This is a genomic window from uncultured Meiothermus sp. (assembly GCF_937863175.1).
Taxonomy (GTDB): Bacteria; Deinococcota; Deinococci; order Deinococcales; family Thermaceae; genus Meiothermus.
The window spans coordinates 1-9,644 of the sequence record NZ_CALMCQ010000288.1 but is presented as its reverse complement, the minus strand read 5'-3'; the positions used below and the strand labels follow the sequence as shown (position 1 = coordinate 9,644).

At 58.9% G+C, this 9,644-nt stretch carries 9 protein-coding genes; 4 read left to right on the top strand and 5 right to left on the bottom strand.

What is annotated here, in order from left to right; genetic code table 11:
• The 3 genes from alr to Q0288_RS10900 all read right to left on the bottom strand — a co-directional run.
• A partial coding sequence (alr, locus tag Q0288_RS10910; RefSeq protein ID WP_299430313.1) for an alanine racemase occupies window positions 1-802 on the bottom strand: 802 nt, incomplete at its 3' end.
• A gap of 78 nt (window positions 803-880) precedes the next feature.
• Window positions 881-2,053: a DUF4382 domain-containing protein gene (locus tag Q0288_RS10905; RefSeq protein WP_299430311.1), complete on the bottom strand. Its 1,173-nt coding sequence runs from the start codon at window positions 2,051-2,053 to the stop codon at window positions 881-883.
• Window positions 2,054-2,431: 378 nt separating this feature from the next.
• Window positions 2,432-2,695 (bottom strand): hypothetical protein, encoded by a 264-nt coding sequence (locus Q0288_RS10900; protein ID WP_299430309.1) that lies wholly within the window; start codon window positions 2,693-2,695, stop codon window positions 2,432-2,434.
• Between the two features lie 67 nt (window positions 2,696-2,762).
• Between Q0288_RS10900 and Q0288_RS10895 the strand changes: the two genes are divergently transcribed.
• The 3 genes from Q0288_RS10895 to Q0288_RS10885 all read left to right on the top strand — a co-directional run bounded on the left by Q0288_RS10895 (window position 2,763) and on the right by Q0288_RS10885 (window position 5,790).
• Window positions 2,763-3,692, top strand: a complete 930-nt coding sequence (locus Q0288_RS10895; protein WP_299430307.1) for a nucleoside hydrolase — start codon at window positions 2,763-2,765, stop codon at window positions 3,690-3,692.
• Between the two features lie 72 nt (window positions 3,693-3,764).
• Complete coding sequence (gene rbsK / locus Q0288_RS10890) at window positions 3,765-4,703, top strand: ribokinase (protein WP_299430305.1); 939 nt, start codon at window positions 3,765-3,767, stop codon at window positions 4,701-4,703.
• A 250-nt stretch (window positions 4,704-4,953) separates the two neighbouring features.
• Window positions 4,954-5,790 (top strand): transglutaminase family protein, encoded by an 837-nt coding sequence (locus Q0288_RS10885; protein ID WP_299430303.1) that lies wholly within the window; start codon window positions 4,954-4,956, stop codon window positions 5,788-5,790.
• 196 nt (window positions 5,791-5,986) lie between these two features.
• Here Q0288_RS10885 and Q0288_RS10880 read toward each other — a convergent pair whose 3' ends face one another.
• The gene (locus Q0288_RS10880; protein WP_299430315.1) at window positions 5,987-6,481 is read right to left on the bottom strand and encodes a DUF4384 domain-containing protein; all 495 of its coding nucleotides are present in this window, start codon (window positions 6,479-6,481) and stop codon (window positions 5,987-5,989) included.
• Window positions 6,482-6,851: 370 nt separating this feature from the next.
• Window positions 6,852-7,568, bottom strand: a complete 717-nt coding sequence (locus Q0288_RS10875; protein WP_299430301.1) for a ribonuclease HII — start codon at window positions 7,566-7,568, stop codon at window positions 6,852-6,854.
• A gap of 365 nt (window positions 7,569-7,933) precedes the next feature.
• Here Q0288_RS10875 and Q0288_RS10870 point away from each other — a divergent pair, with 365 nt between their 5' ends.
• Entirely contained in the window at window positions 7,934-9,058 is a 1,125-nt protein-coding gene (locus Q0288_RS10870) for a GGDEF domain-containing protein (RefSeq protein WP_299430299.1), read from the top strand.
• Window positions 9,059-9,644 lie beyond the last annotated feature (586 nt).

Sequence of the window (9,644 nt, the reverse complement as noted above, 5' to 3'; positions counted from 1 at the left end):
CATCGGCATACCCCACCGGCAGGGTGGCGATCCATTCCTCACCCTGGGTGGTGTAGAGGCCGCTGTAGCCAATTTTGCGCCCTGCCGGAAGCTGTTTGACCTGGGTAGGCCTTGCCAGCAGGCGGGCAATAGGCTTCAGGCCCAGGTTGGGCAACAGGCCATACAGGCCGATACCCGGACGCACCGCGCTCAGGCCATAGTCGCTGTAGTTGACCGTTCCGGCGGTATTGCACAGATGATAGAAATACCCCGGTCCAAATACCTGCTGCACCTGTACGAAGCGGGCTATCTGCTCTTTTGTCCAGGCCGCATCCTCCTCGGCATCGGCAAAGTGGGAGTAGATGCCCTGGATGAGCAGATTTTCGTACCGGGCGAAGTGTTCCCTGACCATCTGGGCTTCTTCGGACTGGAAGCCTACCCGGCCCATCCCGGTGTCGAACTCGAGGTGTACCGCCACTGCCTTTCCCAAAGCATTGAGGGCCTCGGCGCTTTCCAGGGTCGAGATGGAGGGAATCAGATCTAGCTCGAGGACTTCCGGGGCTTGCTGGGGGTGCAGGCTCCCCATCAACAGGATGCGGGCCACAATACCCGCCTTCCGCAGCTCGCGGGCTTCGTTGGTGGTGGCCACCGCCAGCCCCCAGGCCCCCAGCCGCAGCAATTCCTTGCCCACCTCCACGGCACCGTGCCCGTAGGCGTTGGCCTTGACGATTCCAACCACCTGCACACTGCCCGCCCTGGCCCGCAGTAAATTCAGATTGTGGGCCAGGGCGTCGAAATTCACTTCCAACCAGGCAGGGCGCATGGGCCACAGTCTATCGCGGATTCACCTGCCGGATGCCCGGCAGAAAAGCCCCTGCTGGGCTTTCGAAGTTGACAGCCCTCACTTCAGTTCTATTTCCAGGCTGGTCATTTGGAAGTCTTCCACCAACACGCCACTGGCCTGCCCGCTTGCGGCGGCACCACCCACCATAGCGCTGGCACTGACGCTATAAGTGCCGGGTGGAAGGGTGCTGAAGACATACCTGCCGCTGGCATCGGCCTGGGTACTCGAGGCCACCGTAGCCTTGCTGGCATCCTTGAGGGTCACCGTCACATTTCCAGGGGCTGCCGCCGACTTAAGCGAGACCGTAATCCCGCCGGTAAGCTCAAACTCGGCATTGACGATGGTAGTGGCATTGGCGGGAATACTGACCGTTTTCCGGCTCAGATAGACCACGTTTGCGGGCGTCTGGAGGCGGAAGGTGAACTCGTAGGTGGCTGGTGCGGCCACTGCCGGGAAGTTATAAAGACCCTCGGCGTTGGTCAGGGTGAGGTAGGTGTTGTCGGCAGATCTGGCCTCCACGCCTGCGTCCTGCACAGCCCGGCCTCCCTTAAAGGTGACCGTGCCGTTCACCGCGCCGGAGCTTACATCACCGCTGGCTTTGACCACCGGCTTGAGCATAAAGCGACCATTGCCGGTCTGCACCAGCGAGTGGCCCAGATCGAAGGCCAGGGTGAGGGTAGTGGTGGCATCTACCCGCACGTTGAAACCCCCCTGGATCACCAGCTTGAGGCCGGTCTGCTGACCGCTGGGGATACGCAGCGGAACTCTGCTGCCATCCTTCATCACCAGGTAAACCGACGGGGCCTCGGAGCCCAACTCGGCAGGCGAAAACAGGCGGAACTGGGTGTAGATCCCCGCTGGTATGGTGCCTTTCACAATGGGCGTGGCCTTGCCCGACAGGGCCCTCAGGTCAATGTCGGGCCTGCCGTCACCGTCGCTGTCGCCCAGCGCGGGATTGGGCTGTAGAAGAGCCACCCGGCCCTCTTCGCCCACCAGCTCAATGCGCTCGAGGTTGACCACCACCCTGGCGATGCTCGAGAGGTCGGTTCGGGGCCGCCTCAGAGGGTCAAAAGGAGCTGCTTGGGCCAGTGAGGCTCCCGACAGATCGGCCGCCACCAGCAGGGCCTGGAAATTGGGCTGCTGGGCGTTGCTGGGTGTGGAACCGCAGCCAGCGAGGAGCGAAGCCAGCAGGAGGGCAGCCGACAAGCCACGAAAAGCAGTAGGTTTCATGGTTTCTCCGGTCAGGTTCCCACCCCAGGGGGCCAGAACCGGACTAAGCGAAGTCTAGTAGGGCGCAATTAATCGGGGATAAATGTAGAGCAGGTTATGGTGTCGCTGCTGCCTTGTGGCGATCCATACCTAAAGCAAACCCCCCGGACACGCCTTGGGCAAAGTCGCTTACGCGATTCCGGACAAGCCGGAACCTGTCGGCAAAGTCGCGCTTGCCCTGAGCGCAGTCGAATGGGTACGCGATTCCGGCCAAGCCGGAACAGTTCTCACCAGAGGCTGCTCCGCAAGCTTGCTCCAGATAGTCCTCAAGGCACCTGTGGAAACCGCAAAGTGAACGTGACACGATGGGTGTCAGCCACGTGCAGATCAGGTACTGGCCTAGACCTTGCGAATCTTCATGCTCTGCACCTGCCCGGTCTCGGCGTTGATGCAGAAAGTTTTGTATTCGCGGGTGCGGGCTGCATCGCCCAAGCTCAAGTAGGCTGTGGGTTCGCGTACCACAAAAGATAGAGTGACTTCCCAGAACCGATTGTCGGCAGATAGTTCGACCTCCTCGAGCCTCAACTCGGGAATCTGCCGTTCGACAAACAAGGTCTGGATATAGTCGGTGGCAATCTTGACTGCTTCTTTGACTTCAAGCATGGCGGTGCACCTCTACCAAAGAGTTTATACGGTTTACCCGGGTAAAATCTGCGGTAAGCTGTAAATCGTGCTGCGAAAGATTATTCTCGACTGCGATCCCGGACACGACGATGCAGTCGCCATGATGCTGGCCCTGGCCAGCGAAGAACTCGAGGTCTTGGGTATCACCACAGTTTACGGCAATGTGGGCCTGGAGCGCACCACGCGCAATGCCCTGGTGGTGCGGGAAGTGCTGGGTTCTACCGTACCCATTTATGCCGGCGCCGACCGGCCCCTGGTGCGCGACCGCATCAGTGCCGAGGCCGTACACGGGGTCTCGGGGCTGGAAGGCCCCCATCTGCCCACTCCTACCGGCCAGGTTGAGCCAGGGCACGCCGTACACTTCATCATCGAACAAATACTCAAATATCCTGGCGAGGTCACGCTGGTGCCCGTAGGAGCCCTTACCAACATCGCGCTGGCCATGCGCCTCGAGCCCCGCATCATTCCCCAGATCAGAGAAATCGTGCTGATGGGCGGCTCGGTTGACATCGGCAACTGGTCGCCCAGCGCGGAGTTCAACATTTTATGCGATCCCCACGCCGCCAAGATCGTGTTTGGAGCTGGGGTTCCGCTGGTGATGATGGGCCTCAACCTAACCCATCAAACCGTAGCCCATCCCGCCAGGGTGGAGCGCTTTCGCGCCCTGGGGACAAAGGTGGGGGCGTTTACGGCGGAGTTGCTCGAGTTTTTCCGAGAACACCACATCCGGCGCTATAAATGGGATGGCGCCCCCATTCACGATGCCTGCACCATTGCTTTTTTGCTGCGTCCTGGCCTGTTCAAAACCACCATGTTCAGTGTGGAGGTCGAGGCCAACGAGGGGCTGGCCTTCGGGCGCACGGTCTGCGACTACTGGCGCGTGACCGACAAACAGCCCAACTGCGAAGTAGGGCTGGAGATTGATACAGAGGGTTTCTACGATTTGCTGGTAGAGCGGATCGGGCGCTACCATTAAGAATTTGAGGCCCCAAGCTTTACACCATGCCACCCGCCTTGTTTAGCTTCTAGCCCTAGTAAGCTATAGGCTATGAGTATCGTGGTGGTCGGTAGCCTCAATATGGATTTGGTGGTAAAGGTCAGGCGGCATCCCGTTCCTGGTGAAACCCTTTTGGGCTCGGATTACGAGACCCACCACGGCGGTAAAGGGGCCAATCAGGCTGTAGCTGCGGCGAGGATGTCAAAACGCGCCCTGTTGGCGGCCAAAGGGGGCACCCAGAGTGCAGGGGTGCGGATGATTGGGCGGGTGGGACAGGATGAGTTTGGCACCCAGCTACGAAATGCGCTCAAACGCGAAAATATCAACGTCAACGCCACCATCCCGATTGCTGCGCCTACCGGAGTGGCCTTTATCGCGGTGAGCGAGGAAGGGCAGAACACCATCATCGTCTCGCCAGGGGCCAACCATCGCCTTCGGCCCGAAAACCTCTCCCCGGCAGAATTTGAAGAGGCCCAGGTAGTGGTTTTACAACTCGAGATTCCCCTCGATACCGTGCGCCGCGCCGCCGAGTTGGGCCGCAAAGCGGGGGCCAGGGTAATCCTGAACGCTGCACCCGTGCAGAAATTGCCCGACAAACTGCTCGAGTGCATTGATATCCTGGTGGTTAACGAAAGCGAAGCCTTTGGCCTGACCGGGGTACTGCCCGATTCTCCCGAAATGGCCCTCGAGGTAGCCAGAGTGCTATCCGAAAAAACCCCGGTTGTGGTGGTGACGCTGGGCAAACAAGGTGTAGTCTGGGTGGGGCCCGAGGGTTCGGGTCATCAGCCAGCCCTCGAGGTTGAAGCGGTAGATACCACCGGCGCCGGGGATGCCTTTATTGGCGCGCTGGCCACGGCCCTATGCGAAGGGAAGGCCATGCCCGATGCTGTACAGCGCGGCTGTGTAGCCGGGGCTCTGGCAGCCACCAGGGCCGGGGCACAGCCTTCGCTGCCCTGGCGCGAAAATGTGCTTGCGCGGCTCGAGTCATGAACCAGGCTCAAAAAGTCTGTGTTCTGGCTCTTCCGATCCGGCTCAGATAACCCATTCGGTGGAGTTGTTTGCTCTCCCAGAAGCCGGGCTCGGTGTGGGTATCACCGCCCTCGAGAGGTCTACCGGGAAGATCGAAAACGAATCCTGCCGATTCGCCCCCGCAAAGGGAGGAGGAGTTTTGACCGACTTTTTGCATTTGTCTCCGACCTTCGATCCTCTACCCCTGGCAATTTTTGATAGGCTATGAGCCGTGTTGTTAAGGGTATATCACCTGACGGAATATTTTTATCCCGAAGAGGCGCGGGACTCATTTAATGAGCTGTGGCTCTATCCGGTAGACGACCACCGTCAGGGACTGCTGGAGTTTCGCCTGGACATCGCGCCAGATTCAGTGCCGCGCAGCCGCCAGGATTATTTCCACAACCGGGTCTACGATTTTCATGTCACCAGACCGCACACACAACTACGGGTGGAGACGCAGGCCACAGTGGTGACATTCACGGTTCCGAAACCCAGTGCGGTAGCGGTGCAGGTGTTAAGCAATTTAGAAGCTCGTTTCTTTGAATTTCTGGCGCCTACGCCACGTGTACCGCTGCACTACAACTGGCTCGAGCTTCTAGGGTTGCGCCGCCCCGACCCCCGCGAAGACCTGAACCACTACCTGCTGGAAGTCACCGAGCACCTTTACCGCATTCTTAATTACGACACCAGGGCCACCCAGGTAGACACGCGCCTGATCGAGTTTGTAGAAGGTCGGGCTGGGGTTTGCCAGGATTATGCCCAGGCCATGCTGGCGGTGCTGCGCAGCGTGGGCATTCCAGCCCGCTATGTTTCGGGGTATCTGGCCACTGGGGTAGGCTCGGAGGGGAGCCACGCCTGGATTGAAGCCTTTGTTCCTGGCTCGGGCTGGTGTGGCTACGATCCCACCAACAACTCCATCATCACCGAACAGTACGTCAAAAAAGCTCACGGGCGCGACTACGACGACTGTCCGCCGCTCAAGGGGCTGCGGCGGGGTGGGGGTAAGGAAAGCCTGAATGTGCTGGTTAAGGTTGAGTCTTTGCAAACACCGCTTGCAAAGGGCTGAGCCCATGATCCTGCTCTCCACTGACCCAGGGGCGCTTTCCCTTACGGAGGATGTGCTGTATGCACCCTCCCCGTACAGAGCTTGATATTTCAAAACTGCGCGGGCGACGCTGCGCCCCTCTTCTTACCGCACCATGGGCGCGTCCGAGGATCTTTTCCCTTGGTTTATAAGTCACTTCTCTTAGGACTGATACTGGCTAGCGGATGTAGAAAAATGTTTCGGCTACGTCACGCACCCTCGAGCCACTGCGCTGAATGTAGATAGAGATCTGCTGATCCCAGCCTTCGGCGGTGTACTTACCCCGAATCACAAAACCTGAAGGGTGGGGAGTGTCAGTGTAGATAGCCCGGACACGCTGGATGCCGAGGGGGGGGCGTACCTCGTAACGGAATCCGGGAGGGCCAGAGAGCAGGTGGGTGCCAGGGTTAAGGAAAACCCGATCAAACTCGTAGCTAACCCCATCGGGGTCAATACCCACCAGGGTTAGGTAGCCAGGGCGCGTCAGGCTGACCACAAAGCTCACGCTTTCACCCACCCGGTAACTGGCAGCCCGTCCACGGTCTGGTTCGAAGCGGGTGATGATGGGGTTGAGTTCAAAACCAAAGCGCAGACCCACCGTAACCCCGGGGCGCACTACCGGGAAACAACTCGAGAGCAACAGGGCTAGCATGGCCAAAAGCAGCATACGCATAGCAATCACCTTTCAAATTCTAGCGCACAGGTTGGCTGGGCAACCCCAGATTCAAGAAAGTCTAAGTATCTCCTCGGCAGGTGGGTCGCGGCATCAGGCTTGGCATACATCCGAGTACCGGGGCCGCTGCTATGCCAATGGGCTGGATGGACTCGACAGTCCCGGTTGGACGCAGCGCACGGGTCTGGTAGCCAAAAAATCGGTATACGATGAAGCCCCCGAAGTAGGCTGCAGAGCAAGTCCTGCAACTGGATGGGCGGAATCCCTACCGGAGATTGAGTTGCCGGAGCACCAAGACGGCAGCAGGGTTCGTATGACGGTTCCCCCCTTTCTGAAAACCGCTCTGGTTGCTCTGACAACCGCCTTTTGGTCAAGAATGGTTTCCACAAGTGGGTGCGCCTTCTACCGCAGCCGCCCTAAACAGCAATACTTGGGCCACTGGCGCAAAGGTGCGGCGGTGCTGGGTGCACGGCCCAAGCTGTCTCAACGCACGCAGGTGTACTGCAGTGCCATAGCCTTTGTGCTGGGCAAAACCGTAGCCTGGGTACTGGTTGTCAAGCGTTTGCATATGCCGATCCCTTGCCACTTTCGCCAGGATGCTGGCCGCCGCAACCGTGGGGCTGTCGCGGTCGGCTTTGGGGGGGCAGTGGAACAGGGTTGGAGGTTGGGGGTTGGGGGTTGGGGGAGGATTCTTGGAGAGGTATCCCCGCCAATCTTGTTCTAAACGTAGATAGTCGGTCAGGAGAGCCTGCGGTCTGACCTGGTGCACGCCCTCGAGCTGCTGCAGGGCCCGCATGGCGGCCAGGTGGGTGGCCTTGAGTATGCCAAGCTGGTCTATTTCCGCTGCCTCGGCACACCCCACCCCCCAGGCCAGGGCAACCGCCTGAATCTGAGGTTCCAATTCCTCGCGTACCTGGGTTCTGAGGGTTTTGGAATCGTAGAAGGGATACTCGGTCTGACCCGTAAGAGGCGGTAAAATCACCGCTGCTGCCACCACTGGCCCTGCCAGTGCGCCCCGTCCAGCTTCGTCTATACCCGCCACCCTCAAGCCTAGATGCCACCAGGCCGCTTCCAAAACAGGTCTCACCGCCCCAGCCTACCAGGCGCTAGGGTAGGCGCAAGCAGGTGGAAGGAGCCCTCGGCTGGGCCACCGCCGAGTATCGGATCGAGTAGCTAAACCCCTGGCTGGAAATCTTCCGGGCATTTCTCAGCGTATCTTCCCAGCACTTTTGACACTGGATCCGGCTCGACCTACCCTGGGGTACTTCGCCCGCGACCGCGCAGCCTGACAGATGGGTCTTGCGGATTTGACAAACTCAATATGGCGCAACCTGAAACACCACCCGGCAGGGTTTTAATGGAGAACAGGTCGGTACGGTCTGGAAACCCCGTTGAACCCCCACGAAATCATAAAAGCCACCCGGTAATGGTAGATTGTTCTAATCTTTGGCTATGCTGCCCCGCCGTAAACTCGATCCCTACGCCACCATAGAGGTCGCTGATCCTCTCGAGGGTTTACGTATTCGCCTCACCCTCTGGCTTCTCCCAATGGGAGCCTTTGCGGCTCTGGCAGCCTGGGGTTTGTCAGCTGTAGCTGGCAAGATGTCGCTTCCAGACCGGATTCTGCTCTGGCCAATGGCTTTGGGGTTTTTAGCCCTGCAGTTCTATCTCTGGCGCAACCCCCATCGCATTCGGCTGGTCTGGCAGATTTCCCTGGGCATGATTGCCCTGTATGAAATTTTCAGCCTGTATTACGAAGCCGCCTATATGCTGCACCAGCGAGATGGCATCACACCAGCCGTTTTATGGTTTCCCATGGTCTATCTGATGGCCTTTGTGCTGCTCAGCCGGAGACAGGCCTTGCGTTTCTCCCTGGTTTATCTGGGTCTGGGTTTGCTGGCAGGCACCATCGGAATTTTTTTCAGCCCCCCACTGGGCGTCTCCGCCACCAACACTGCCCTGCAATTCACACTCTCCAACCTGGCGTATGTGATGTTGCTTTACATCTTTGCCCACCTGCGCCACCACTATGCCCAAATGCACCAGATGGCCCATACCGATGCCCTTACCAACCTGACCAACCGACGGGCCATGCAGATCAAGCTCGACGGTGAACTGGATCGTGCCCGCCGCTATAACCGCCCCTTTGCGGTTTTGGTAGCTGATCTCGACCACTTCAAGCGGGTCAATGACACCTATGGTCACTCGGTAGGCGATCAGGTTCTGCGTGAAGCTTCAGGACGACTGCAACAACACCTGCGCGAAAGCGATAGTCTGGCAAGATGGGGTGGTGAGGAGTTCTTGATTCTGGCCCCAGAGACCGACCTCCATCAGGCCGACCACCTGGCCCAGCGCTTGCTCGAGTCCATCCGCGAAACCCCTATGTCGGGTGTGCATATCACCCTCAGCCTGGGAGTGGCTTATTACCGCCAGGGCGACACCGTTGCTGCCATCTTGAGCCGTGCCGATGAAGCCATGTACCGAGCCAAAGCCGCTGGGCGCAATCGGGTAGTGCTGGAAGAACAATTGGAAGATGTCATTATTCCAGCCCACACCACCCTGCCGGATGTGCAGTGAAGACGAGGGCTTTTTACAGGGCGAATGTGCACTGCCAATCACCACTCCGACCCATGCCCTTTGAAATCGCTCTTTACATTAGATTTGTATCAGAACCACACCCCCCGACATGCCCATCGAAGAAACCTCACCGACATGGTGCGGCGCAGCTATGTACGCTATATAGGCTCCAACTACCCCATCTGGCAGCTACGATAGTGTGCAACCTCGCTACAACCTGTTGTTCCACCTGGTCGAGAACGAGCTGGTTCCACTGTGCCAGTCGCAGGGGATGGGATTATCGCCTACAACTCACTGACCAGTAGGATGCTCGCCTGGCATTATAGCGAGCGCATCCAGGTCAAAGGCAACCGCTTTGCCGTGCATGGCAACAGCGGTGATCTTTACCGCCGGCGCTACTGGAACGATGCCCTATTTGAGGCCGTAGGTGTCGCACCGGTTCCGGCAACCGCGTGGCAAGTCCCTCACCCATGCTGCACTTGAAGTTCAAGAAGAAACCCCCCACCCGGTGAGGGGTGGGGGGATGATGCTGTGGAGCGGGAAACGAGACTCGAACTCGCGACCCCAACCTTGGCAAGGTTGTGCT

Coding starts and splice junctions, on each gene's coding strand:
- Q0288_RS10905 (WP_299430311.1), bottom strand. CDS start 2,053: ATGAAACCTACTGCTTTTCGTGGCTTGTCGGCTGCCCTCCTGCTGGCT.
- Q0288_RS10900 (WP_299430309.1), bottom strand. CDS start 2,695: ATGCTTGAAGTCAAAGAAGCAGTCAAGATTGCCACCGACTATATCCAG.
- rbsK (WP_299430305.1), top strand. CDS start 3,765: ATGAGTATCGTGGTGGTCGGTAGCCTCAATATGGATTTGGTGGTAAAG.
- Q0288_RS10880 (WP_299430315.1), bottom strand. CDS start 6,481: ATGCGTATGCTGCTTTTGGCCATGCTAGCCCTGTTGCTCTCGAGTTGT.
- Q0288_RS10870 (WP_299430299.1), top strand. CDS start 7,934: ATGCTGCCCCGCCGTAAACTCGATCCCTACGCCACCATAGAGGTCGCT.